This window comes from Streptomyces sp. NPDC029044 (assembly GCF_040637495.1).
Lineage (GTDB): Bacteria > Actinomycetota > Actinomycetes > Streptomycetales > Streptomycetaceae > Streptomyces.
Map to the genome: position 1 here is coordinate 1 of NZ_JBEZWN010000065.1, position 24,991 is coordinate 24,991.

Genomic DNA, 24,991 nt, shown 5'->3' on the forward strand with positions numbered 1-24,991 from the left:
CGTCGCGATGGGGTTGCGTGCCGACTGACTGTGCGTTGACGCGACAACCGCTGCGGGCGGACACCCCCCGACACGGCCCCTTCTCGCCGTACGCGGGTGCGGGAGCGTTCTGCCCCCGCCGCGGGCATGCGCGCCGCCCCAGCTGCGGGCATGCGTGCCGCCTGGGGCGGCACGGGTGGGCGTGGGGGTCCCCCTGCTCGAGCGAAGCCGAGAGCTTGGGGGAGGTACCCCGCTCCGCCGGGTTGGGGACCCACCCCGCTCAGCGGCAACCGTCCTTGCGATTCAGACGCCGTAGTACCTCCGCAACCGCTCCTGCGCGCCCTCGCGCGAGCCCACCCTGTCCAGGCCCAGCAGCGCCGCGCCGAGCACCGGGCTCGCCGTCACCACCTGCGGGACCGCCTTGGGGGCGCGCTCCGTGAGCAAGTGGGTGATGCGGTCGTTCAGTTGGGGGTGACGGGCCGCCAGGACGCCGCCGCCCAGGAGGACCGGGGTCTCCTCGGACAGGAGGTCCAGACGGGTCAGGGCGACGACGGCCATGGCGACCACCTCTTCGGCCTGGCGTTCCACGATCGTCCGGGCGGCCGGGTCACCACCGTCGGCCGTCGCGAAGAGGACCGGGGTCAGCTCGTGGCGCCGGAGGGGCGGGATGTGCTCCAGGTGCAGGGCCTCGATCAGGGCGTACACGGTGGGCAGGCCGAAGTGGGCGGGGAGGGTGTGGGCGAGGGCCGTGGGGGCGCCGCGGCCGTCCTCCGCCCGGGAGGCGTGCCAGAGGGCCTCCTCGGACAGGCCCCAGCCTCCGCCCCAGTCGCCCGAGACCCGGCCGAGGGCCGGGAAGCGGGCGGTGCGGCCGTCGGGGCGCATGCCCACGCAGTTGATGCCCGCGCCGCAGACGACCGCCACGCCCCGGGGTTCGGTGACACCGGCCCGCAGGATCGCGAAGGTGTCGTTGCGGACCGTCACCGTCGCGCCCCACCCGCGCGCGTGCAGTGCCGTCGCCAGTCGTTCCTCCTCGGCGGGGAAGTCGGCGTTCGCCAGGCAGGCGGAGACGTGCGTGACCGAGGTGAGCCCCGCGGTGGTGAGGGCCCGTGCCACCGTCCCGGCCAGGCCGTCCATCGCCGTGTCCACGCCCACGGCCGGCGGACGGAATCCGCCCCCGCGTGCCGTGGCGAGGACCTCTCCGCCCGTCGTCACGATCGCGACGTCGGTCTTGCTGTTGCCCGCGTCGATGGCGAGGACGGTCAGGCCCACGCGAGGTGCTCCCGGTTGTGTGCGATCAGCCGGTCGGTGAGCGTCTCGGCGTACGCGTACTGGCCGATGAGGGGGTGGGAGAGGAGGGCGCGGAAGACGCGGTTCCTGCCGCCGTGCAGGGCGGCTTCGAGGGCCAGGTGTTCGTAGGCGGTGACGTCTGCCATCAGACCCGCGTAGAGGGGGTCGACGGGGTGGGCGGGGAGGGGCGCCGCGCCCTTGGTGCCCACGGCTGCCTGGACCTCGATCACCGCGTCGTCGGGGAGGAAGGGGAGCGTGCCCCGGTTGTACGTGTTCACCACCTGGTACGGCGTGCCGCCGCCGCCCAGCAGGGCCGCGGCCAGGTCCACCGCCGCCTCGGAGTAGTAGGCGCCGCCCCGCTCGGCGAGCAGGTCCGGCTTCTCGTCCAGGGCCGGGTCGGCGTACATCGCCAGCAGACGCCGTTCCATGTCGGCCACTTCGGCCGCCCGGGACGGCTTGGTCCGCAGTTCCCGTACGACCTCGTCGTGGGCGTAGTAGTAGCGCAGGTAGTAGGAGGGGACCACGCCCAGGGCGTCGAGCAGGGGGCGGGGCAGACGGAGGTCGGCCGCGATCCGGTCGCCGTGCCCGCCGAGCAGCTTCGGCAGGACGTCCTCGCCCTCCGGGCCGCCCAGGCGTACCGCCGTCTCCCAGGTCAGGTGGTTGAGGCCCACGTGGTCCAGGTGGATCTCGCGGGGCGCGACGGACAGCAGCGCCGCGAACTTGCGCTGGAGGCCGATCGCCACGTTGCACAGGCCCACCGCCTTGTGGCCCGCCTGGAGCAGGGCGCGGGTCACGATGCCGACCGGGTTGGTGAAGTCGATGATCCAGGCGTGGGGGTTGGTGCGGCGGACGCGGTCCGCGATGTCCAGGACGACCGGGACGGTGCGCAGGGCCTTCGCCAGGCCGCCGGCGCCCGTGGTCTCCTGGCCCACGCAGCCGCATTCGAGGGGCCAGGTCTCGTCCTGCTGACGGGCCGCCTGGCCGCCGACGCGGAGTTGGAGGAGCACCGCGTCCGCGCCGTCGACCGCCTCGTCGAGGTTGTCCGTCGTGGTGATGCGGCCCGTGTGGTCCTGGCGGGTGAAGATGCGGCGGGCCAGGCCGCCCACCAGCTCCAGGCGTTCCTGGGCGGGGTCCATGAGGACCAGTTCCTCGACGGGCAGGGTGTCCCTCAGGCGGGCGAAGCCGTCCACGAGTTCGGGGGTGTAGGTCGAGCCTCCGCCGACCACGGTGAGTTTCACTGATGGGTCCCTCGCTTCCGGGCGCCCGGGACGACGATCATCGGCCGGGGGTCCGGGGGCTGGCCCCCGGGGAGATGCTGCATGTGTGTCTAACCCTTTACTCCGGTGAGCGTGACGCCCTCGACGAACGCCCTCTGGGCGAAGAAGAACACGAGGATCACGGGGGCCATGACCAGCACCGTGGCGGCCATGGTGAGGTTCCAGTCGGTGTGGTGGGCGCCCTTGAACGACTCCAGGCCGTAGGAGAGCGTCCAGGCGCCCGGGTTCTCCGAGGCGTAGATCTGGGGGCCGAAGTAGTCGTTCCAGGCGTAGAAGAACTGGAAGAGGGCCACGGCGGCGATGCCCGGCCTGGCCATCGGGAGGACGACCTTCAGCAGGGTGCGCAGGTCGCCGCAGCCGTCCACCTTGGCGGCGTCCACGTACTCGTCGGGGATCGTGGTCAGGAACTGGCGCAGCAGGAAGATGGAGAACGCGTCGCCGAACGCCATGGGGATGATCAGCGGCCAGAGCGAGCCGGACAGGTCCAGCTGCTTCGCCCAGAACAGGTACATCGGGATGATGATCACCTGCGGTGGCAGCATCATCATCGAGATGACCAGCATCAACGCCAGATTGCGGCCCCGGAAGCGGAACTTGGCCAAGGCGTAGGCCACCGGGATCGAGGAGATCACCGTGAGCGCCGTGCCCAGGAACGCGTAGAACAGGGTGTTGCGCCACCAGATGAGGAAGCCCGGGGTGTCGAAGACCCTGCGGTAGTTGTCCCACTCCCAGGTGTGCGGGATCAGGTCACGGCTGAGCGCCTGGCTGTCGCTCATGAGGGACGTGAGGAGGACGAAGACGAAGGGGAGGGTGAAGAAGAGGGCCGCTGCGATGCCGAGGGAGTGGACGGCGACCCATTCCAGCAACGCCCTTCGACGGGCTGTGCGTTCCGCGGGGGATGGCGGGGCCTTCAGCTCCAAGGGCTTGTCGAGCAGCTGCGTCATCGCTCACCTGTCTGGATCAGGCCGCCCTTGCGGCGCATCAGAAGTGCCGTGAAGGCCATCGAGAGGGCGAAGAGGACCAGGGCGACCACGCAGGCCGAGCCGTAGTCGAAGCGCTGGAAGCCCAGGTTGTAGACGAGTTGGGGGAGGGTGAGGGTCGATTTGTCGGGGTAGCCGGGTTCGAACTGCGTGCCGGCTCCCTGGATCACACCCGACGCGACCTTCCCGGCGATCAGGGGCTGCGTGTAGTACTGCATGGTCTGGATCACGCCGGTGACGACCGCGAACATGACGATCGGCGAGATGGTGGGGAGCGTCACGTGGCGGAAGCGCTGCCAGGGCGTCGCGCCGTCCAGTTCCGCCGCCTCGTACTGCTCTTTCGGCACGTCGAGCAGGGCGGCCATGAAGATGACCATCAGGTCGCCGATGCCCCACAGGGCCAGGAGCGTCAGGGCCGGCTTCGACCAGGCGGGGTCGTTGAACCAGCCCGGGGCCGGCAGCCCGGTCTTCTCCAGCAGGGAGTTGACCGGGCCCGTACCGGGGTTGAGGAGGAAGGCGAAGGCCATCGTGGCCGCCACGGGCGGGGCCAGGTACGGCAGGTAGAAGAGGGTGCGGAAGACGCCCGTAGCCGTCTTGATCTTGGTGATCAGCAGGCCCACGCCCAGGCCGAAGGCGACCCGGAGCGTGACCATGATGACGACCAGCCACAGGGTGTTGCGCAGGGCGGGCCAGAACAGGGGGTAGTGCTCGAAGACGTACGTCCAGTTCTTCGTGCCGCTCCACACCGGCGGTCGGAAGCCGTCGTACCGCATGAACGAGAAGTAGACGGTGGAGATCAGCGGGTAGGCGAAGAAGACCGTGAAGCCGATCAGCCAGGGGGAGAGGAAGGCGAGGGTGCGCAGGGTCGAGCGGCGGTGCTTCGCCCGCAGCGTGCAGGTGCTCATGGCTTACTTCGCCTGCGCGATGTCCGTGTCGATCTGCGCGGCGGCCTTCTTCAGACCGGCTTTGAGATCGGTCGCCTTGCCGCTTTCGTAGTCGTAGCCGAACTGCTGGATCGTGGTGAGGTAGACACCGCCGTTGACGGATGCGGGGGCGGTGGTGGAGTCCGGGTGGGCGGCGATCTCCAGGAACGTCTTGAAGCGCGGGTCGTACTTCAGCTTCGGCGACTTCAGGGCCGCGAGCGTCGACGGGACGTTGTGGATGGCGTTGGAGAAGTTCACCACCGCGTCCGTGTCCGTGGTCATGTACTTCACCAGCTCCCAGGCCGCATTCTGCTTCGTGCTGGTCGACGCGATACCCGCGATGGTGCCGGTGATGTAGCCCTTGCCGTACTGGTCGGCCTGGTCGTCGGGGACGGGGAGCGGGGCCACGCCGATGTCGAACTTCGGCTTGGCGTCCAGGGCCATGCCCAGGCGCCACTCGCCGTCGAGCTGCATGGCGACCTGGCCGGTGTGGAAGGGATGCCTGGGACCCCACTCGTCGCCGAGCCCGGAGCGGTAGGTCTCCAGCTTGCGGAAGCCGCCGAGGGCGTCTACCAGCTTCTTCTGGAGCTTGAACGCCTTCTCGAACGCCGGGTCCGTGCCGACGTTCGACTTGCCGTCCTGGTCGAAGTACGTAGGGGAGAACTGGCCGAGGTAGTGCTCGGTGGTGGTCTCCCAGCCGTGGTAATTCGGCATGAAGCCCAGCTGCTTGTACGTGTCGCCCTGCGGGATCGTCAGCTTCTCGGCGACCCGCTCGAATTCCGACCAAGTCTTCGGCGGTGCGGTGATGCCCGCCTTCTTGAACGCCGTCTTGTTGTAGTAGAGGCCGTAGGCGTCGCCGAGGAGGGGGACCGCGCAGCGGTCTCCCTCGAACCGGGTGTACTCGTTCATGGCCTTCGGGAAGGTCTTCTGCGGGTCGATGCCCGACTTCTCGAAGAAGGGGCCGAGATCCACCAGGGCGCCCGAGGAGCAGAACTTCCCGACGCTGTTCGTGGTGAACGACGAGATCACGTCCGGAGCCTTGTCGCCGCCGGTGCGCAGGGCCTGGTTCATCTTGTCGTCCGTCATGTTGCCGACGACGTCGACGTGGATGTTGGGGTGTGCCTTCTCGAATCCGGCGACCAGGTCCTTGACGGCCTTCACCTCCGACGGCGCGCTCCAGGCGTGCCAGAAGTTGACGGTCGTCTCCTTGGAGGCGTCGTCGCCCGCGCCCGCGCCGGACTGGCCGGTGCACGCGGTGGCCAGGAGGGCGAGGGCGGCGGAGGCGGCGAGGGCGATGGCTGTTTTTCTGGATATTCCGGGCATGGCGGAGCTCCCTGGGGCACGGGGGAAGAGGAAGGGAATCGCGGGAGGGGGGTGGGGTCAGCGGGAGGTGTCGAAGACCTCGTCGCGTGTCGTCGCGAGCGCGCTCTCCAGCGCGCCGCGCAGCACGGGGTGTTCACGGACGTCGCCCACGACCAGGCGGGGGCGGGACGCGGCCAGCTCTTCCAGTTCGGTCTGGACGAGGGCGCGCAGCGGCTCGCCGCCCGAGGTGAGGGACGCGCCGCTCAGCACGACGAGCTCGGGGTCGAGGACCGAGACCAGGGAGGCCAGGCCGGTGGCCAGCCGGGTCGCGTAGGTGTGCAGGAGGTTCCGGTGGGCGTCGTCGCCGGCCTGCGCCGCCCTGGCCAGCAGGCGGGCGGCGGCCTCGGCGTACGGGCCCTGCGGGATGTCCTCGATGCCGAGTTCGCGGGCCAGGCGCGGGACGGCCTGGGAACCGGCCAGCTCCTGGTAGCCGCCGCTGTTGGCCTTCGTGACCTGGCGGACCAGGGGGGTGCCCGGCACCGGCAGGAAGCCGACCTCGCCGGCGCCGCCGGTCCAGCCGCGGTGCAGCCGGCCGCCGAGCACCAGGGCGGCGCCCAGGCCCTCCTCGTTCCACAGCAGGACGAAGTCCGCGTGGCCCCGGGCCGCCCCGAGGCGCTGCTCGGCGAGCGCGACCAGGTTGACGTCGTTCTCGTACTCGAACGGCATCGGCAGGGCGGCGGCGAGCTCCTCCAGCAGGGTGGAGGAGTGCCAGCCGGGGAGGTGGGAGGCGTAGCGCAGCCGTCCCGTGGTGGGGTCGAAGGCGCCGGGGGTGCCGATGACGAGGCGGTGGACGTCGTCCCGGGCGAGGCCGGCCGCCTTCACCGCTCCGTCCAGGGCGTCGGTGACCTGCTGGACGACCGGGGTGCCGGTGCGCCTGCCGGGGGTGGGCAGTTCGAAGCGGCCGACCGTGCGGCCGGTGATGTCGGCGACCGCGGCGAGGATCCGCTGGGGAGTGACGTCGAGCCCGGCGGCGTGGCCGGCCGCCGGATTGACCTCGTAGAGCTGGGCGCTCGGGCCCGGCCGGCCTTCGGTGGTGCCGGTGGCCAGGACGAGACCCGCCGCCTCCAGTCGGGACAGGAGCTGGGAGGCGGTCGGCTTGGACAGGCCGGTGAGCTTGCCGATCCGGGTGCGGGACAGCGGTCCGTGTTCCAGCAGCAGGTCCAGGGCGGCCCGGTCGTTCATGGCGCGCAGGACGCGCGGGGTGCCCGGCGTGCCGGCGGTTCCTGCCATGCGTGTCCACACCTGCCCTTCGGCTGCTCAGCTTCTCAGTGATCAGGCGGGGAAGTCCATCGGACCGACCGCCGTTCTCCGATCACTGTTAGGAAAGTTTCCTATCGGTGGGGAGGAAGGTAAGCCCGGCGTCGCGTGGCCGTCAATAGGGGACGCCCTGTCTCCATCCGGACATGCGAGAGGGCGGCACCCGGAGAACCGGATGCCGCCCTGTGCGTGAGGAGTTGCCGCTACTTCGTGGTGCTCGTCGGCGCGGGCGGTGCGAGCGGGGACGCCGCCGCCGACTGCGGGGACGTCGCGTTCGCGTACACCGACGGGGCTGCCATCCCCGCCGTCGGGTCGACGGGCTGCTCCTCCACCGGGGCCGTGGCGCCGCCGACGATCCGGATGCCCGCCGCGTCGAAGGCACGCTTGATGCGCCAGCGCAGCTCGCGCTCCACGGTCAGGGACTTGCCGGGCATCGTCTTGGCCGTGACGCGCACGACCATGGAGTCCAGCAGCACACTGTCCAGGCCGAGGACCTCGATCGGCCCCCACAGCAGCTCGTTCCAGGGCTCCTCGGCGCCCATCTTCTCGGCGACCTCGTCCAGGGTGGCCTTCACCCGGTCCAGGTCCTCGCCCGCGTGCACGGTGACGTCGACGTTGGCCGTCGCCCAGCCCTGGGAGAGGTTGCCGATGCGCTTGACCTCGCCGTTGCGGACGTACCAGATCTCGCCGCCCTCGCCGCGCAGCTTGGTCACGCGCAGGCCCACCTCGATCACCTCGCCGGAGGCGACGCCCGCGTCGACCGTGTCGCCGACGCCGTACTGGTCCTCCAGGATCATGAAGACGCCGGACAGGAAGTCCGTGACGAGGTTGCGGGCGCCGAAACCGATCGCCACACCGGCGACGCCGGCCGAGGCCAGCAGCGGGGCGAGGTTGATCTGGAAGGTGCCCAGGATCATCAGCGCGGCGGTGCCGATGATCAGGAACGACGCCACCGAGCGCAGCACCGAGCCGATGGCCTGCGAGCGCTGCCGGCGGCGTTCGACGTTGACCAGCAGCCCGCCCAGCGCGCTGCCGTCCACGGACTGCACGGTCCGGTTCATGCGGTCGATCAGCTTGGTGATCGCCCGGCGCACGAAAACCCGCAGCACCGCGGCTATCACCACGATCAGCAGGACCCTGAGGCCGATGGCGAGCCACGTCGACCAGTTCTGCTCGACCCAGCCGGCGGCGTTCGTCGCGCTCTCCTGGGCGTCCTGGAGCGAGGGCACTCTCGGGGTCTCCGAGTCCGAGGGGGTCGGCGACGGCGACGGACCGGCGGCGAGCAGGACGGCGGACAGGGACACGGCAGGTACCTCCAGGTGCAGCGGTCTGCCCCGGTGCGGCGGCTCACGGGGGTCAAGGTCACGGCTGGGTCACCGAAGGGGCAGAACCACCACACTAACGGGGCATTGTGTGTGCTTCGGCAGGATGTGTGAAGGAGAGACCGTGCTCACCTGGGCTTGAACAGGCCATGGTCCGGGGGATGAATCAGATGTGGTCGAAAACACTCTCAGCCCGTTACGGGCACATGGTGGCGCTTCCACCAGGCATGAGGGGAGACTGGCTACGAATCGTCCCGGCGCGAGCCACGCGCCGCCGGCGTCCAAGGAGGCATCCGTGCCGCATGTCCTGGTCCTCAACGCGTCGTACGAGCCGCTAGGCGTCGTACCGCTCCGCCGCGCGCTCGTCCTCGTCCTCGAGAACAAGGCCGTATGCCTTGAGGAGTCCGGCGCCTATCTGCACAGCGCGACCGTCACAGTCCCCGCACCCAGCGTGGTCCGGCTCAAGCGATTCGTCCGGGTTCCCTATCGGGGGCCCGTTCCTCTGACCCGCCGGGCGCTGTTCGCCCGCGACGGGGGCCGGTGCATGTACTGCGGTGGCGTCGCAACCAGCGTCGACCACGTCATCCCGCGCAGCCGCGGGGGCAAGCACGTCTGGGACAACGTGGTGGCGTCCTGCCGCCGCTGCAACCACGTGAAGGCCGACCGGCACCTCTTCGAGATCGGCTGGCGGCTGCGCCACAAACCCGCCCCGCCGTCCGGCCTGGCCTGGCGCATCATCGGGACCGGCCACAGGGATCCGCGCTGGCTGCCGTACTTGCAACCGTACGGGGCGGAGGACGCCATGGCCCGGATCGACGGCATTTCCGCCTGACGATCCGGGCCTTCGTATTGCCGCGTGCGGACTGCCGGCCGGCCCGGGGAACCCCCGTTCCCCCGGGCCGGTCCGTCATGGGAGGGGGAAGCGCCTACGCGTAGCGCAGTTCCCCCGGGCGCACCGATCGGCGCAGCAGGGGCAGTGCGGTGGCCGCGGCCAGCAGGCAGGCGGCGTAGACGGCGACGGGGACCAGGGTGATCTCCCACGGGACCGGACGGTTGTCGAGCAGGGCGTACCACGTGCCGATGGCCGTCCCGCCCAGGCCGGCGAGCAGCACCGCGGGGGCCAGCGGCAGCGCCGTCTCCAGCAGCAGGGCCCGGCCGAGTACGGTCTGCGGCACCCCGGCGGCGGCCTGTGCGGCGAGGCCCCTGCGGCGGGTGGCCAGGGACTCGGCGGTGCCGACGGCCAGGCCGGACAGGGTGATCGCGAAGGCGATGCCGATGGCCGCGCCGGTGAGGTCGAGGCCGGTGAGGTAGTAGGACGGGGGTGCGGAGAACCGTTTCGTGCGCACCACCTCGGCCATGACCTGCCGGATGCCCAGGAAGCCGGTTCCGACGACCGTCACCAGCAGTACGGCCGCGTGGGTGCGGGCGACCGACCAGGGGTCGTCGCGCAGCCGTTCCGCCGCGATCAGCGTCGCCGCCGACCGGGCCCGGACGGCGAGGATCCGCCCGGTCGCCCGCGCGGTGGCCCCGGAGAGCCACACGGCGCCCGCGCCGGCCGCGAGGATCACGCCCATCACCTGTAGCGGCGGTCCGCCGTTCGGCCGGTTGGCGGCAGGAGTGGACGTGGTGGCCACGGCCAGCAACGCCATCACGGCGACGAGCAGGATCCCCGCCAGGAACAGCAGTCCCGGGCCTCGACCGTGGCGCTGCCCCACCCGGCGCACCCAGCCGAGCGGCGAGGCCACCACCCGGCGCAGCGCCAGCGCGCCCGCCGCGGCGCCCAGCAGGGGCACGGCGACGGCGACCAGGGCGATCCCCGCCCAGGCCAGGGCGGTCGGCCCGCTCCACTGGCGCAGCAGGAGCGGCACGAAGAAGACGGTGGCGACCACCGAGCCCAGCAGGCAGGCGAGTCCGGTCTCCAGTGCGGCGATCCGCCGCACCTGCCAGGGCGTGGCCCCGGCCAGCCGCAGCCCGGCCAGCCGCCGGTCGCGGTGCACCGCTCCGATCCGGGCGCACTGGCCGAGGAACCCGAGCACCGGCACGAGCAGGAGCAGCAGGCCGACGATCACGCCGGACCGGGTGCCGGGCTCGTCCAGCAGGCCCGCGGCGACGGGCACCTCGTAACGGCCGCGCAGCGACGCCAGGGCGACGGCAGCCAGCGCGAACCCGGTCGCGAGCGCCGCCCCCGCCGCCGTGAGGGCGACCCGCCACCACTCGCCGCGGTCCGAGCCCCGGGTGAGCTCCCAGGCGAGGCGCAGATCGGCTCGAAGCGACATCACGCCGTCACCCCCAGCGCCGCCACGGCCCCGTCCCGCAGCTGGACCTCACGGTCCGCGTACGCCGCCACCTGGGCGTCGTGCGTGATCAGCAGGACGGCCGTGCCCGACTCGCGGGCCGTATGTACGAGGGCCGTCATGACCTGCTCGCTCGCGAGGGAGTCCAGCGCCCCCGTCGGCTCGTCGGCGAAGACCACCCTCGGGCCGGTGATCAGGGCCCGGGCCAGTGCCGCCCGTTGGGCCTGGCCGCCGCTCAGCTCGCCCGGCCGCAGGTCCTCCTGGCCCCGCACGCCGAACCGCTCCAGCCACTGACCGGCCCGGGCCCGGGCGGCGGCCCGGTCGGTGCCGGCCAGCAGCAGGGGCAGGGCCACGTTGTCCAGGACCGTCAGCTCGGGGATGAGCTGCCCGAACTGGAACACCACGCCGAACTCGGTGCGCCGCAGCTCGCTCAGCCGCTTCTCGGGCAGGTCCTCCAGCCGCCGGCCGTCGTACGTCACCGAGCCCGCGTCCGGGCGGACGATGCCGGACAGGCAGTGCAGCAGCGTCGACTTCCCGCTGCCGCTGGCTCCGGTCACGGCGAGGATCTCGCCGGCGTGCAGCTCGACCGACGCGCCGCGCAGGGCTTGTGTCCGGCCGTGCGCCTTGACGAGGCCACCGGCCGTGAGGAGGGGCACGGGTCTGCTCATGCTGCGTCGACCTCCGCGGTCAGGGTGGTGAGCCGGGCCGCCGTGGTGCTCATCCAGCGGAGGTCGGCGTCGAGGTGGTTGAGGGCGTAGTCCGCCGAGAGCACGGTCGCGAGGTCCGCGCCCTTGGCGGCCTTGACCGCCGTGAGCTCCCGCATCCGCTCCATGTGCGCGGCGCGCTGGGCGCTCAGGTACCCGGCCGGGTCGCCGCCCGCGAGGATCGCGACCACGACCTTGGCGAAGATCTCGTTCGCCACGAACGGCGCGGGCGGCGCGATCTCCCCGGCCCACCGGGCCAGTTCGTGCGTCCCTTCGCCCGTCGCCCGGTACATCGTGCGCTCCGGGCCGCCGTCCGAGTCGGTGCCGTCGACCTCGGCGAGGCCGTCCCGCACGAGGCGTTGCAGGGTCGTGTAGACCTGCCCGTAGGCCAGCGGACGGGCTTGCGGGAAGCGTTCGTCGTGGCGCCGCTTCAGGTCGTAGCCATGGCTAGGCCCCGTCGCGAGCAGGCCCAGCAGGATGTGGCGGGTGCTCATGACGAACATTATGTACTGAGTACATGTACTGAGTGAATAGTTTCCCGGCGGAGATGTTCGGCCACCGCAGCCTGAGGGCTCACTCCGAGACGGCGTACGCCTCCGCCGACCACAGCGAATACCCGTACGGGGTGGCCCGCTTGTCACCCTGCACGCGCACGAAGCGCACGTCCTTCTCGTCCATACGGACGTCCTCCCGGCCGCCCCGGCCGTCCCGGACCGTGGCGGCGGTGCGCCAGCGGCGGCCGTCCGGCGAGACCTGGACGCGGTAGGCCGAGGGGTGGGCGTCCTGCCAGTGCAGCGCGACCCGGCCGAGCCGCGCCGGGCGGGCCAGCTCGACCTGCCACCACGCGCCGTCGTCGGCCGGGGACGACCAGCGGGTCTGCGGGTCGCCGTCGTTCGCGGCCCGCGCGGGGAAGTCGGGCGTCTCGTCACCCGAGGAACGGGCGGTGCCGGTGCGGGCCAGGTCGGGGCCGCCGGTGGGCGGGACGGCCCGGACGGTGAGGGTGCGGTCCGCTCCCGCGAACCCGAGCCGGACGTCGTAGGGCCGCATCGGGGTGCCGGGCGCCACGGTCACCTCGACCGGGACCTCCACGGTCGTGCCCCGCCGCACGGTCAGCTCGCCCTTCGGCACCCGGACCCGGACGCCCTCGGGTGCCTCGGCGGTGAGCCGGCCGCGGGCGTCGGCGGGGCGCAGCGACCCGAGCCGGGCGGTCAGCCGCTCGGTCCGGCCGGTCTCGACGTCCGCCCGGTCCCGGTTCAGGCCGAGGGAGACGGTGGGGGAGTCGGTGAACCAGGGGACGAGGTGGCGGACGCGGGAGGGTGCGGGGCCGGTGATCCGCAGGGCGTCCGCCCGTGCCCCGAGCCGCACCTCGGTCGCCCCGGACCCGTCCAGCCGGCCCGCTTCCCGCCAGCCCCGCCCCGGCACGTGCACCTCGACCGCCCCCTCGGTGCCCGGCTCGGTCAGGGCCGTCACGGCGGTCAGCTCACGGGGCCGCGGGAAGCGCAGGGTGCGGCCGTCGCCGGGGTTGCGGGGCGGCTCGTGGTGGATGCCCGACCAGGCCGCGTACGACTTCTGCGCCCGCTGGAGGAAGGGGTCCAGGACGTCCTTGCCGACCTCGACCGGCGCCGACTCCAGCCGGGCCCGCAGCGCGCCGAGCCTGCGGTACGCCGCCCAGGCCGCCGCCGCGTCCCCGGAGCGCTGGGCGTCCAGCATGCCGAGCGCGACCGTGCCCGCCTCGCCGTAGTCCGCCAGCTGCTCGGACCAGGGGCCCACCTCGGAGCCGAGGCCGGTGCCGGACAGCCGCCGGGGCAGCTCGCGCAGCACGGTGAAGGCCTCGCGCAGCCGGCGCTCGGCGTCGCCGCCGGTGTCCGCTCCGCCCGCCGTGCGGGACGTCCAGTACGCCTCGGTCAGCGGCCGCAGGTATGCCGACTCCTCGTCGTTCAGGACCGAGGAGGAGTCGTTGCCGGCGAGCGCGGCCAGGGCCTGCTCGCGGCGCCGGTCCCCGCCCGCGAGGTCGGCGATCGCGGCGCGCCAGGACTCCGCGGGGCGGTACGCACGCGGGTTCCAGGCGTAGTCGGCGGCGGTGAACAGCGGGATGCGGGACGCCTCCGGCTGCTGCATGGCGTTGGCCAGCAGGGCGGCCGAACCGGTCGCGACGGCCGGCTCGCGGCCCTGGTAGGGGCCGAGGAAGATGCGGCCGGGTTCGTAGTCGTTGACCGGGTAGTTGTCCATGGTGACCAGCGGGTGCCCGAACGCCCTGCGCGCGTCGGACAGTTCGCCGCCCGTGATGGTGCGGGGCACCACTCCGACACCCGTCCACGCGACCTCGACGCCCGCGGCCAGCTCGCTCGCCAGCGCCCGCCGGTAGTCGGTCGTGCCGTCCTCGTAGTACTCGGTGGGCATCAGGGACAGGCGCGCGGCCCCGGGATGCCGTTCCGCCAGGTGCCGGGCCACCGCGTTCGCCACCCGGGCCTGCGCCCGCGCCGCCGCCTCGGGGCCGGAGCCGAACCGGTCGGCGTCCGCCCCGCAGTGCCACTCGCTGTAGCTGACGTCCTGGAACTGGAGCTGGAACGCCCGGAAGCCCAGCGCCCACATCGCGTCCAGCTTGCGCGTCAGCGCCCGCACATCGGCGTCCGAGGCGAAGCACATCGCCTGGCCCGGGGCCACCGCCCAGCCGAGCGAGACGTGGTTGCGGCGCGCCCGCTCGGCCAGCTCCCGGAACCCGGCCCGCTGCCGCGCGGGGTACGGCTCGCGCCAGCGGGCCTGCCGGTAGAGGTCGTCGCCCGGGGCGTACAGGTAGCGGTTCTGCTTGGTGCGGCCCATGAAGTCCAGCTGGGCCAGCCGTTGCCGGTGCGTCCAGGCGGTGCCGTAGAAGCCCTCGGTGATGCCGCGGACGGCGGTGCCGGGCCAGTCTCGGACCACCGCCGCCGCGATCGTGTGGTCGGGGCGCAGGAGCTGCCGCAGTGTCTGCACGGCGTGGAAGAGGCCGTCCTCGCCGGTGCCGGTGAGGGAGATGCCGCCCGCGCCCACGGACAGCTCGTATCCCCCGGCGGGGAGGGCGTGGCGGTCGCCCGGGCGTACGGGTTCCGTGCGGGCCCGCACGACGAGGGCGCCCGGCCCGGCCCTGTCCGTGATCCGGCGCGCCCCGGCCTGCCGCAGCAGCTCGCGCAGGGCTGCGACGGCATGGGGGTCCGCGTCCGGCCCGGTGATCAGGGCGACCTCGTCCGGTACCGCCACCGGGGCGCCGTTCGCGCGCAGCGACTGCGGTCGCGGCCAGACGGAGAGGTCCGGTCCGGCGGTGTCGGGCGTCGGGGTCGTCGCGGTCGTGCCCGGGGGAGGCGGAGCCGCCATCGCGGCGGGCGGGGCCGCGAGGCTCCCGGCGACGACGGCGACCGCGAGGGCCGCGGTCCGCTTCCCACGCCGCAGTCCCACAGGTCCCCTCCAGATGTGTCCGACCGGCACGACGAGCCCACCACCCGTCCGGTGAAGGTGTCAACGAGAGTGGCCGTTGTGGGTGAAATGCCGGAATCTGGAGTATGTGGAGGGGAGTGGAATGTGAGCAGAAGCACGATGTTCGGCCCGGGGCGTCTGCCTTCGCCTCGACTGGGTAGGGCTGCGTTGACCCGTTGAAAGCCGTACCCGACAAGGAGGCCCCCGTGGCTGCGATGACTTTCCTTCCGCTCCCGGCCCCGTCCAAACCCGTGGCGGACCAGTCCGCCGACCTCGACGATCCCCACCACGCCGACCCCCGCTACTGCGTCTTCAGCTCCGAGAGCACCCACACCGAACTGCCGCTGACCAGCGAGCCCCCGCTGCCCGACGCCGAGCCCCTCACCAGTGAGCCGCCGCTCGCCGAAGCCGCTCCCCTGACCAGCGAGCCCCCGGCCTTCGTCCCGGACTTCTCGAGGATGTAGATGACCGCACCCCGGCCGGCCGCCCCGCCCTCCGAGGACCTGTCCCGCCTCGCCGCCCTGCACGGCGTCGCCACCTCCTACAGTCCGTCCCCGGACCGCTCGGTCGCGGCCTCGGCCACCGCGGTCACCCTGACCCTGGCCGCCCTCGGCGTAGACGCGAGCACGCCCGGCGCAGTCCGCGCCGCGCTCGCGGCCCGCGAGGGGGAGCTGGGCGAACGGCTGCTGCCGCCGACCGTGGTCGGCTGGAGCGGCAGCCCCCCGGCCGCCCTGGTCGCGCTCCCCGGAGGAACCCGGCTGCGGATCGACACCGAGCAGGGCGAGAGCCGCACCTCGGCGGACGGCCTCCCGCCCGGCGTCCACCGGCTGACCGCGGCCACCCCCGACGGCCGCACCGCCACGGCCCACCTGATCATCGCCCCGCCCCGCCTGCCCGCCCCCGCCGGACGCTCCCACGGACTCCTCGTCCAGCTCTACTCGCTGCTGTCCCGCCGCTCCTGGGGCATGGGCGACCTCGGTGACCTCGCCGAGCTGGCCGGCTGGGCCGGACGGTCCCTCGGCGCCGGATTCATCCAGGTCAACCCGCTGCACGCGGCCGTGCCCGGAGCCCCCACCGACCCCTCTCCCTACCGTCCCTCCTCGCGCCGCTTCCCCGACCCCGTACACCTGCGCGTCGAGGACGTCCCGGAGGCCGCGTACGTCGAGGACCCCGAGCGGCTGCGCGCCCTGCTGGAGAGATCCGGCCGGCTGCGCCGAGCGGTGCTGGAGCAGGGCGCGTTGATCGACCGGGACGCCGTGTGGGAGCTCAAGCGGGAGGCGCTGGAGCTGCTCGCCCAGGTCCCCCTCGGCCCCGGCCGGCGCGCCGCCTACTGCGACTTCCTCGCCGGGCAGGGCCAGGCCCTGGAGGACCACGCCACCTGGTGCGCGCTCGCCGAGGTGCACGGCTCCGACTGGCACCGCTGGCCGACCGGCCTGCGCGACCCGCGCTCGGCCGAGACCGCCCGGGCCCGCAACGGCCTGATGGACCGGGTCGACTTCTGGTCCCGGCTCGCCTGGCTCACCGACACCCAGCTGACCGCCGCGCAGCGCGCCGGGCGCGAAGCGGGGATGCCGGTCGGGATCGTGCACGACCTGGCGGTCGGCGTGCACCCCGGCGGCGCCGACGCCTGGGCGCAGCAGGAGTACTTCGCCGCCGGCATGTCGGTGGGCGCCCCACCGGACGCCTTCAACGCCCGCGGCCAGGACTGGGGCCTGCCGCCCTGGCGCCCCGACCGGCTGGCCGAGTCCGGCTACGCCCCGTTCCGCGAGCTGCTGCGCGCCCTGTTCCGCTACGCCGGAGCGCTGCGCATCGACCACGTCATGGGCCTGTTCCGCCTCTGGTGGGTCCCGCAGGGCCACCCGCCCACCGAGGGCACCTACGTCCGCTACGACGCCGAGGCCATGCTCGCCGTCCTCGTCCTGGAGGCCTCCCGGGCCGGGGCCCTGGTGATCGGCGAGGACCTCGGCACCGTCGAACCGGGGGTGCGCGAGGCCCTGCGCGAGCGCGGGGTGCTCGGGACGTCCGTGCTGTGGTTCGAACGCGACTGGGACGGCGACGGCCGCCCCCTGCCCCCCGACGGCTGGCGCGCCGACTGCCTGGCCACCGCCACCACCCACGACCTGCCCTCCACGGCCGCCCGCCTCACCGGTGAGCACGTCGAACTGCGCGACAGCCTGGGTCTGCTGACCAGGCCCCTGGAGGAGGAGCGCGCCGAGGCCGCCGCCGACGCGGGGGAGTGGCTGTCCCTGCTCTCCCGGCTCGGCCTGCTGCACGGCACGGGCGGCGGTGGCGACGCGTCGTCGGAGGAGGCCGAGATCCAGGCCGTCCACCGCTTCCTGCTGCGCACCCCGGCCCGCATGGTCGGCGTCTGGCTCCCGGACGGCGTCGGCGACCGCCGCCCGCAGAACCTGCCCGGGACCTGGGACCAGTACCCGAACTGGCGTCTGCCGATCGCTGACGCGCAGGGACGGCCGGTGACGCTGGAGGACCTGGCGGCCTCGCCGCGGCTGCACGCGCTGATGGAGGTGCTCAGGGGCGACGGCCACGAGGCCGGGGACGGTGGGGCGTGAGGCGAGGGCCTCTTACGGCACCCCGGGCGCGCGGCCCCGGTCGGCGTTGGATATTTTGACACCGTGGACAAGAAGAACGCCCTGCGCGCCGGCGCCCTGGCAGCCGGTACGACGCTGATGATGCTGCTCATGTCGTCCCCTGCGAGCGCGCTCAACCGCGACGACGGTGACGACCCCGGCCAGGGCCTGAGCGTCATCGAGACGCTGGGCCTCTTCGTCGTGGCCCCGATCGCGCTGTACCTGGTCATCCACGCGCTGGTGGTGATCGGCGACAAGTCGCACAAGAAGAAGGACCCGACCAGCTCCAACATCGCCACCAAGGCCGAGGCGAAGAGCGAAGTCAAGGCCTGATCCGCTTTCCACTACGAGGGCGCCGTCGCGACATCCGCGACGGCGCCCTCGTCGTGTCAGGGCCGGTCCGTCCCGGCCAGCAGGTCCCGCAGCAGACCGGCCAGCTGCCCGGCCCGTTCCGCGTCCAGGGCGGACAGGGCCTCCGTCTGTACCGCGAGACCCGCCCCGACCGCCTCGTCGACCAGGGCGAGGCCCTCGTCGGTGAGCGTGACCTGTAGCCCGCGCCGGTCGTGCGGGTCGGGGGAGCGGCGCAGCAGCCCTGCCCGCTCCAGCTTGTCCAGGCGTCCCGTCATGCCGCCGGTGGTGAGCATCAGCGTCGCGGAGAGCTGCCGGGGCGAGAGCGTGAAGGGCTCGCCGGAGCGGCGCAGGGTGGCCAGGACGTCGAACTCCCCGCGCGAGATGCCGAACTTCGCGTAGGCCTGGCCCACCCGCTCGCCGATCGCGTGCGAGAGCCGGTTGATCCGGCCGAAGACCTCCATGGCGGCGGTGTCGAGGTCGGGCCGGACCGTCGCCCACTGGCCGATGATCGCGTCGACGGGGTCCTTGCGCTGCTCCGGGCGTTCGCTCATGCCACGAGTATCGGCCGCCTCTCGGTGACCCGCAAGAAAGTAGCTTGACTGAAAGTTGCTTAGCGGTAAGCTACTTTCTGCCGACCTACTTCGAAGGGTGTTCCCCATGGCCATCTCCCGACCGGCCCTCATCACCCTCACCGCCCTCGCGCCCGTCTCCTGGGGCACGACCTACGCGGTCACCACCCAGTTCCTCCCGCCCGACCGCCCCCTGTTCACCGCCCTGGTGCGCGCCCTGCCCGCCGGCCTGCTGCTGCTCGCCCTCGCCCGGGTGCTGCCGCGCGGCGCCTGGTGGTGGAAGGCGGCGGTGCTCGGCGCGCTGAACATCGGCGCCTTCTTCCCGCTGCTGTTCCTCTCCGCGTACCGGCTGCCCGGCGGTCTGGCGGCGGTCGTCGGCTCGGCGGGGCCGCTGTTCGTGGCCGGCCTGTCGGTGCTGCTGCTCGGGCAGCGGCCGTCGGCGCGCACGCTGCTGACCGGGGCCGTGGCCGCGTTCGGCGTCAGCCTCGTCGTGCTGAAGGCGGCCGGGTCGCTGGACACGCTCGGTGTGCTGGCGGCCGTCGCCTCCACGGCGTCGATGTCGACCGGCACCGTGCTCACCCAGCGCTGGGACCGCCCCGAGGGCGTCGGACCGCTGGCCCTCACCGGCTGGCAGCTGACCGCGGGAGGCCTGCTGATCGCGCCGCTCGCCTTCCTGGTGGAAGGCGCGCCCCCGGCGCTGGACGGCCCGGCGGTCGGCGGCTACCTCTACCTCGCCGTCGCGAACACGGCCCTCGCGTACTGGCTGTGGTTCCGCGGCATCGGCCGCATGACCGCCACCCAGGTCACCTTCCTCGGCCCGCTCTCCCCGCTGACCGCGGCCGTCGTCGGCTGGGCGGCGCTCGGGCAGGCGCTGACGCCGGTGCAGCTGGCCGGCATGGGGCTGGCGTTCGGGGCGACGGTGGCGGGGCAGTTCGTCACCCGGCGGTCGCGCATCCCGGGGCCGGACGGGAGGAAAGTCCGTGGTGGGGTGGTGGGCGTGCGGGACGGGGTGTTGCGGCGGTAGGGGCGGCCTTCGGTCGCAGTGGGCCCTGGCCGACCTCGCCCGGCCGTCACGCATCCCCTGGTCCGGCCGGGGGAGACACCGCCACGGTTCCTGTCGGCTCATCCGCCGCCGGCAGGCCCGAACCGGCCTCGGGTGGGCCGAGGGCAGACGAAGGGGCGCCCGGCATGAGCCGGGCGCCCCGATCGCCGGTGCGTGCCGGTTACTCCCCGGCCGCCGCGTCCGCCCGCTGCGCCCGCAGGGCGCGCTCGACGCCCGCGCGGGACTCCGAGACCAGACGGCGCAGGGCCGCGTTCGGCTCGGCCGAGGCCAGCCAGGCGTCCGTCCTGTCCAGGGTCTCCTGGGAGACCTGGACCGTCGGGTAGAGGCCGACGGCGATCTGCTGGGCCATCTCGTGGGAGCGGGACTCCCAGATGTCCTTGACCACCTCGAAGTACCGGTCCGCGTACGGGGCGAGCACCTCGCGCTGGTCGGTCTGGACGAAGCCCCCGATGACCGCCTCCTGCACGGCGTTCGGCAGCTTGTCGGAGTCGACGACCGACGCCCACGCCTCCGCCTTGGCCTCCTCGGTCGGCCGGGCCGCCCGGGCCGTGGCCGCGTGCCGCTCACCGGCGGCCGTGCGGTCGCGCTCGTACTCGCCCGCGATCTCCGCCTCGTCGAACCGGCCGACCGCCGCGAGCCGCTGCACGAACGCCCACCGCAGCTCCGTGTCGACGACCAGGCCCTCCACGGTCTGCGAGCCGTCCAGCAGCGCGTCCAGCACATCCAGCTGCTCGGGCGTGCGGGCCGTCGCCGCGAACGCGCGCGCCCACGCCAACTGGTGGTCGCTGCCCGGTGCCGCCGCCCGCAGGTGCGCCAGCGTCGCGTCGGTCCAGCGGGCCAGCAGCGCCTCGCGGGCGGCCGGGTCGGCGTACAGGTCGATCGCCAGCTTCACCTGGCGCTGGAGCGACTGCACCACGCCGATGTCCGACTCCTTGCCGATGCCGGACAGCACCAGGGACAGGTAGTCGCGGGCCGCGAGCTGGGCGTCACGCGTCATGTCCCAGGCCGACGCCCAGCACAGGGCGCGCGGCAGGGACGACTCGAAGTCGCCCAGGTGCTCCGTGACGAAGGCCAGGGACTGCTCGTCCAAACGGACCTTCGCGTACGACAGGTCGTCGTCGTTGAGCAGGATCACGGCCGGGCGGCGCCGGCCCACCAGCTGCGGTACGGCGGTCAGCTCGCCGTCCACGTCCAGCTCGATGCGCTCGTCACGGACCAGCTTGCCGCTGTCGTCGTCCAGCTCGTACAGGCCGACGGCGATCCGGTGCGGGCGCAGCGTCGGCTCGCCCTTGGCGCCGGCGGGCAGGGCCGGGGCCTCCTGGCGGATCGAGAAGGAGGTGACGACACCGTTGCCGTCCGTCTCGATCTCGGGACGCAGGACATTGATGCCCGCCGTCTCCAGCCACGCCTTCGACCAGGCCTTCAGATCCCGGCCGGACGTCGTCTCCAGGGCGCCCAGCAGATCGGACAGGCGCGTGTTGCCGTACGCGTGCGCCTTGAAGTACGCCTGCACGCCGCGGAAGAACTCGTCCTCACCGACGTACGCGACGAGCTGCTTCAGCACGGAAGCCCCCTTCGCGTATGTGATGCCGTCGAAGTTGACGAGCACGTCGTCCAGGTCGTTGATCTCGGCCATGATCGGGTGCGTCGACGGCAGCTGGTCCTGCCGGTACGCCCACGTCTTCATGGAGTTGGCGAACGTCGTCCAGGAGTGCGGCCAGCGCGACTCGGGGTGCGCCGCCTGGCAGGCGATCGAGGTGTACGTGGCGAACGACTCGTTCAGCCACAGGTCGTTCCACCACTCCATCGTCACGAGGTCGCCGAACCACATGTGGGCCAGCTCGTGCAGGATGGTCTCCGCGCGCGTTTCGTACGCCGCGTCCGTCACCTTCGACCGGAACACGTACTGGTCGCGGATGGTCACCGCGCCCGCGTTCTCCATCGCGCCCGCGTTGAACTCCGGCACGAACAGTTGGTCGTACTTCGTGAACGGGTACGCGTAGTCGAACTTCTCCTGGAACCACTCGAAGCCCTGCCGGGTCACCTCGAAGATCGCGTCCGAGTCGAGGTACTCGGCGAGCGAGGGACGGCAGTAGATGCCGAGCGGGACGGACTGGCCGTCCTTCTCGTACACGCTGTGCACCGAGTGGTACGGGCCGACGATCAGCGCCGTGATGTACGACGAGATGCGCGGCGTCGGCTCGAACTCCCAGACGTTGTCCTGCGGTTCGGGCGTCGGCGAGTTGGAGACGACCGTCCAGCCCTCGGGCGCCTTCACGGTGAACTGGAAGGTCGCCTTGAGGTCCGGCTGCTCGAAGCTGGCGAACACCCGGCGCGCGTCCGGCACCTCGAACTGGGTGTAGAGGTACGCCTGGTCGTCGACCGGGTCGACGAACCGGTGCAGGCCCTCACCCGTGTTGGTGTACGCGCAGTCGGCGACGACCCGGAGGATGTTGCGGCCCTGGAGCAGACCGGGCAGGGCGATCCGCGAGTCCGCGAAGACCTCGGCCGGATCGAGGGAGTCCCCGTTCAGGGTCACCTCGTGCACGGTCGGCGCCACCAGGTCGATGAACGACTCCGCGCCGTTCTCGGCCGTCACGTCGAAGCGCACCGTGGTCACGGACCGGTAGGTGCCGCCCTCCTGCGCGCCGGAGAGATCGAGCTCGATCCCGTACGACTCAACGGCGAGCAGCTGCGCCCGCTGCTGCGCCTCTTCGCGGGTCAGGTTTGTGCCAGGCACGCGGTCATCTCCTCGTTATGGGTGGGTTGCGCCATCTTTCCACGGCGGATCGGCGTGAGGCGACGACCGGGGCGTCTCCTAGGGATACCCCTCGGCGGGCGAGGGCGCGGGCGAACGCGCGCACCGCCGCCGACTCCCCGTCCCGGTGCCACACCAGGCCGAGCGCGGACTCCGGAACGCCCTCCACCGGTACGAACGCCACGTCCTCACGCCGGTGGTACGCCGCCGTGGGACGGCACAGCAGCATCCCCGCGTGCCCGGCGGCGACCTGGGTCAGCCCCTCCTGCAGGGTGGTCACCGCCGGCCCGGGCACGGCGGACGGGGCATGGGCCGCCCGCCAGTACGCCGGAGCCGGGGGTGCGGCCGTCACCAGCGGGCTCTCCGCCACCTCCGCAGCCGTCACCGCCGCACGGGCGGCGAAAGGATGGTCCAGGGCGACCGCGACGGTCTGCGGGCGCCGCGAGAACACCGGACCGAGCACCAGGTCCGGCTCCTCCACCGGAAGCAGCACGACGGCCGCGTCCACCACACCCTCCCGCACACCGCCGAAGGGGTCGGCGAGCGGGATCTCCACCAGGTCCGCGGCACACTCCGGGTGCTCGGACCGGAAGGAGCGCACCGCAGCCGTCAACCGTGTGTCCGCAGCCCCCTGGAAGCCGACCCGCAGACTGCCCCCGACCCCCCGGGCGGCGACCCGCGCGTCCTCCACGGCACCCAGCAACCCGTCGTACGCCGGACACAGCCGCTCCAGGAACCGCTCCCCGAGCGGGGTCAGCGCCACCCGCCGGCTTGTCCGCCGCACCAGCCGGCCGCCCACCCGCCGCTCCAGCGCGCTCAGCAACTGGCTCACCCGGCTCTGCGAGACGTAGAGCCGCTCCCCGGTACGCCCGAAGTGCAGTTCCTCGGCCAGCACCAGGAAGCACTCCAGTTCGCGCAACTCCAGCCTCTGCACAGCGGTTTCCCTTCCGCTTCGATCGATCAGTCCCGCTCATGGAAGGGTGAGGACTTCGTCGTTGTTCCCGGCCGGGCGGCAACGAAGGGTGGAGGCATGCCTTCCATCACGTCCACGACCACCGCGCCCGGGACCGGCACCGCCGGGCCACGCACCTGGGCCGCCGTCCTGGCCCTCGCCGCCGCCACGTTCTCCGTCGTCACGACCGAGATGCTCCCCGTCGGCCTGCTCACCCCGCTCGGCGCCGGCCTGCGGGTCTCGGCCGGGACCGCCGGGCTCGCCGTCACCCTGCCGGGCCTGGTCGCCGCGGCGAGCGCGCTGCTGCTGCCGGTCGCCGTCCGCCGTGCCGACCGGCGCTCGGTGCTGTGCGCGCTGCTGCTGCTTCTCACCGCCGCCAACGTGCTCTCCGCGCTCGCCCCGCACATCGCGGTCCTGCTGTTGGCGCGTGTCCTGGTCGGGATGTGCATCGGCGGGGTGTGGGCGATCGCAGCCGGACTGGGCACCCGCCTGCTGCCACCGCACCGGGCCGGTCGGGCGACCGCGCTGATCTTCAGCGGGATAGCGGTCGCCTCGGTGCTGGGCGTCCCGGCCGGGACCTTCCTCGGGTCGCTCGCGGGCTGGCGCTGGGCCTTCGCGGCCCTGGCAGGGGTGACCCTGACCGTGACGGCGGCACTGGTCCTGTTCCTGCCGCCGCTCCCGCCGCAGGCACCCGTCCGCCCGGGCACGTTCGCGCGACTGCTGCGCACGCCCGGCGTCGGCCGGGGCCTGCTGGCCATCGCGCTTCTGGTCACGGGCCACTTCACGGCATACACCTACGTCCGCCCGGTTCTGGACCGGATCCCGGGTCTGGGCGCGGGAACGGTGAGCACCTTGCTCCTCGGCTACGGCCTGGCCGGCGTCGCCGGCACCTTCGCGGGCGGCGAGCTCGCCGCCCGTACCCCCCGCAGGGCTCTGTCGGCCATCGCGGCCGGGCTCGGCACCGTGGTGCTGCTGCTGATCCCGGCGGCGGGTTCACTGGCGGCCTCCACGGCCCTGCTCGTGCTGTGGGGCCTGGTCTACGGAGGCGTCTCCGTCTCCGCCCAGAGCCTGCTGTCGGCCGCGGCGCCCCGGGCGCGCGAGGCGGGGTCGGCGCTCTTCGCAGGGGTGTTCAACATGGCCATCGCGCTGGGCGCGTTCACCGGGGGCCGGACGGCGGACGCCCTGGGGCCCGCCGCGGTGCTGGGCGTGGGCGGTGCGCTGGCCCTGCTGGCCCTGCCGGCCCTGCTGAGCAGGGGAGCGCGACGTCCGGATACCGCCGGTGCCACGGCCGTACGCGAACGAGCCTGATGCCATGACGACGACGTACTCCGTAGAGCCCATCGCCCCGCGCGTCCTCAAGGAACTGCGCGCCGCGGACGACTCGGGCCGTCCCACGGCCCCTTTCACCGACCCCGGGGGCGGGGCACCTCTCCGCTGCTGTCTGGACCGCAGTGAGCCCGGCGAGCGCATCGCCCTGGTGTCGTACGCCCCGCTGCGCCGCTGGGCGGCGGAACAGGGCGTCGACCCCGGCGCGTACGACGAAGTGGGCCCGGTCTTCATCCACGCGGAGCCGTGCGACGGCCCGGCCGGAGTGTCCCTTCCCTTCCCGGGCGCCCACCGCACGGTCCGCCGCTATTCCGCGCGGGGCCGCATCCTGGGCGGGCGGCTGGTCGGGGCATCGGACTCCTTCGAGGAGGCCCTCACGGCAGCGTTCGACGACCCGGCCGTGGCGCTCGTCCACGTCCGGGCCGTCGAGTACGGCTGCTTCCTCTACGAGGTGCGCAGAGAGATCGCTGCGGTGTAGACCACTCGAATGCATGTGCCGATTTGGTACTTGAGGTGGCTGATGCCCCATTGTGATCATCTGGCAAGCAGCCG

General features: G+C 72.9%; 21 protein-coding genes. 7 read left to right on the top strand and 14 right to left on the bottom strand.

Annotated elements, in window-relative coordinates; genetic code table 11:
• Positions 1 to 282: 282 nt before the first annotated feature.
• The 7 genes from AB0E85_RS33040 to AB0E85_RS33070 all read right to left on the bottom strand — a co-directional run bounded on the left by AB0E85_RS33040 (position 283) and on the right by AB0E85_RS33070 (position 8,369).
• Complete coding sequence (locus AB0E85_RS33040; RefSeq protein ID WP_361935106.1) at positions 283 to 1,248, bottom strand: BadF/BadG/BcrA/BcrD ATPase family protein; 966 nt, start codon at positions 1,246 to 1,248, stop codon at positions 283 to 285.
• Positions 1,239 to 2,504, bottom strand: a complete 1,266-nt coding sequence (locus tag AB0E85_RS33045) for a 6-phospho-beta-glucosidase (RefSeq protein WP_361935108.1) — start codon at positions 2,502 to 2,504, stop codon at positions 1,239 to 1,241. Before AB0E85_RS33045 ends, AB0E85_RS33040 begins: the two co-directional genes overlap by 10 nt.
• Before the next feature lie 89 nt (positions 2,505 to 2,593).
• Positions 2,594 to 3,487, bottom strand: coding sequence for a carbohydrate ABC transporter permease (locus AB0E85_RS33050; RefSeq protein WP_361935110.1), 894 nt, complete (start codon positions 3,485 to 3,487; stop codon positions 2,594 to 2,596).
• Positions 3,484 to 4,428 (bottom strand): sugar ABC transporter permease, encoded by a 945-nt coding sequence (locus AB0E85_RS33055; RefSeq protein ID WP_361935113.1) that lies wholly within the window; start codon positions 4,426 to 4,428, stop codon positions 3,484 to 3,486. Before AB0E85_RS33055 ends, AB0E85_RS33050 begins: the two co-directional genes overlap by 4 nt.
• Positions 4,429 to 4,431: 3 nt before the next feature.
• Positions 4,432 to 5,769, bottom strand: coding sequence for an ABC transporter substrate-binding protein (locus AB0E85_RS33060; RefSeq protein ID WP_361935115.1), 1,338 nt, complete (start codon positions 5,767 to 5,769; stop codon positions 4,432 to 4,434).
• A 57-nt stretch (positions 5,770 to 5,826) separates the two neighbouring features.
• Positions 5,827 to 7,038 (bottom strand): ROK family transcriptional regulator, encoded by a 1,212-nt coding sequence (locus AB0E85_RS33065; RefSeq protein WP_361935117.1) that lies wholly within the window; start codon positions 7,036 to 7,038, stop codon positions 5,827 to 5,829.
• A gap of 230 nt (positions 7,039 to 7,268) precedes the next feature.
• The gene (locus tag AB0E85_RS33070) at positions 7,269 to 8,369 is read right to left on the bottom strand and encodes a mechanosensitive ion channel family protein (RefSeq protein WP_361935120.1); all 1,101 of its coding nucleotides are present in this window, start codon (positions 8,367 to 8,369) and stop codon (positions 7,269 to 7,271) included.
• A gap of 313 nt (positions 8,370 to 8,682) precedes the next feature.
• On the opposite strand from AB0E85_RS33070, the gene AB0E85_RS33075 reads away from it, so the two are divergent.
• A complete protein-coding gene (locus AB0E85_RS33075; protein WP_033314199.1) occupies positions 8,683 to 9,219 on the top strand; it encodes an HNH endonuclease in 537 nt (178 codons plus the stop codon).
• A 94-nt stretch (positions 9,220 to 9,313) separates the two neighbouring features.
• Here AB0E85_RS33075 and AB0E85_RS33080 read toward each other — a convergent pair whose 3' ends face one another.
• From AB0E85_RS33080 to AB0E85_RS33095, 4 genes are all read right to left on the bottom strand, one after another.
• The gene (locus AB0E85_RS33080) at positions 9,314 to 10,663 is read right to left on the bottom strand and encodes an FtsX-like permease family protein (protein ID WP_361935124.1); all 1,350 of its coding nucleotides are present in this window, start codon (positions 10,661 to 10,663) and stop codon (positions 9,314 to 9,316) included.
• Positions 10,663 to 11,349 (bottom strand): ATP-binding cassette domain-containing protein, encoded by a 687-nt coding sequence (locus tag AB0E85_RS33085; RefSeq protein WP_361935127.1) that lies wholly within the window; start codon positions 11,347 to 11,349, stop codon positions 10,663 to 10,665. The genes AB0E85_RS33080 and AB0E85_RS33085 overlap by 1 nt, the downstream gene beginning before the upstream one ends.
• Positions 11,346 to 11,879: a PadR family transcriptional regulator gene (locus AB0E85_RS33090; protein ID WP_361935130.1), complete on the bottom strand. Its 534-nt coding sequence runs from the start codon at positions 11,877 to 11,879 to the stop codon at positions 11,346 to 11,348. Before AB0E85_RS33090 ends, AB0E85_RS33085 begins: the two co-directional genes overlap by 4 nt.
• A gap of 79 nt (positions 11,880 to 11,958) precedes the next feature.
• Complete coding sequence (locus AB0E85_RS33095) at positions 11,959 to 14,814, bottom strand: beta-N-acetylglucosaminidase domain-containing protein (protein WP_361935133.1); 2,856 nt, start codon at positions 14,812 to 14,814, stop codon at positions 11,959 to 11,961.
• Between the two features lie 224 nt (positions 14,815 to 15,038).
• On the opposite strand from AB0E85_RS33095, the gene AB0E85_RS33100 reads away from it, so the two are divergent.
• The 3 genes from AB0E85_RS33100 (at position 15,039) to AB0E85_RS33110 (ending at position 17,753) form a co-directional block, all read left to right on the top strand.
• Complete coding sequence (locus AB0E85_RS33100; RefSeq protein ID WP_361935136.1) at positions 15,039 to 15,296, top strand: hypothetical protein; 258 nt, start codon at positions 15,039 to 15,041, stop codon at positions 15,294 to 15,296.
• Positions 15,297 to 17,402 (top strand): 4-alpha-glucanotransferase, encoded by a 2,106-nt coding sequence (gene malQ / locus AB0E85_RS33105; RefSeq protein WP_361935139.1) that lies wholly within the window; start codon positions 15,297 to 15,299, stop codon positions 17,400 to 17,402.
• A 63-nt stretch (positions 17,403 to 17,465) separates the two neighbouring features.
• Positions 17,466 to 17,753, top strand: a complete 288-nt coding sequence (locus AB0E85_RS33110) for a hypothetical protein (RefSeq protein ID WP_361935142.1) — start codon at positions 17,466 to 17,468, stop codon at positions 17,751 to 17,753.
• A gap of 56 nt (positions 17,754 to 17,809) precedes the next feature.
• On the opposite strand, the gene AB0E85_RS33115 is transcribed toward AB0E85_RS33110, so the two are convergent.
• Positions 17,810 to 18,322, bottom strand: a complete 513-nt coding sequence (locus tag AB0E85_RS33115; RefSeq protein WP_361935145.1) for a MarR family transcriptional regulator — start codon at positions 18,320 to 18,322, stop codon at positions 17,810 to 17,812.
• A gap of 106 nt (positions 18,323 to 18,428) precedes the next feature.
• On the opposite strand from AB0E85_RS33115, the gene AB0E85_RS33120 reads away from it, so the two are divergent.
• Positions 18,429 to 19,364, top strand: a complete 936-nt coding sequence (locus AB0E85_RS33120; protein WP_361935148.1) for an EamA family transporter — start codon at positions 18,429 to 18,431, stop codon at positions 19,362 to 19,364.
• A gap of 199 nt (positions 19,365 to 19,563) precedes the next feature.
• Here AB0E85_RS33120 and pepN read toward each other — a convergent pair whose 3' ends face one another.
• Together pepN and AB0E85_RS33130 are read right to left on the bottom strand one after the other, a co-directional pair.
• A complete protein-coding gene (pepN, locus tag AB0E85_RS33125; protein WP_361935151.1) occupies positions 19,564 to 22,143 on the bottom strand; it encodes an aminopeptidase N in 2,580 nt (859 codons plus the stop codon).
• A 4-nt stretch (positions 22,144 to 22,147) separates the two neighbouring features.
• Positions 22,148 to 23,095 carry a LysR family transcriptional regulator gene (locus AB0E85_RS33130; protein ID WP_361935154.1) on the bottom strand — a complete coding sequence of 316 codons (948 nt, stop codon included), beginning with the start codon at positions 23,093 to 23,095 and terminating at the stop codon, positions 22,148 to 22,150.
• Between the two features lie 96 nt (positions 23,096 to 23,191).
• Here AB0E85_RS33130 and AB0E85_RS33135 point away from each other — a divergent pair, with 96 nt between their 5' ends.
• Both AB0E85_RS33135 and AB0E85_RS33140 read left to right on the top strand, forming a co-directional pair.
• Positions 23,192 to 24,421, top strand: coding sequence for an MFS transporter (locus tag AB0E85_RS33135; protein WP_361935157.1), 1,230 nt, complete (start codon positions 23,192 to 23,194; stop codon positions 24,419 to 24,421).
• A gap of 4 nt (positions 24,422 to 24,425) precedes the next feature.
• Complete coding sequence (locus tag AB0E85_RS33140) at positions 24,426 to 24,917, top strand: DUF1203 domain-containing protein (protein ID WP_361935160.1); 492 nt, start codon at positions 24,426 to 24,428, stop codon at positions 24,915 to 24,917.
• Positions 24,918 to 24,991 lie beyond the last annotated feature (74 nt).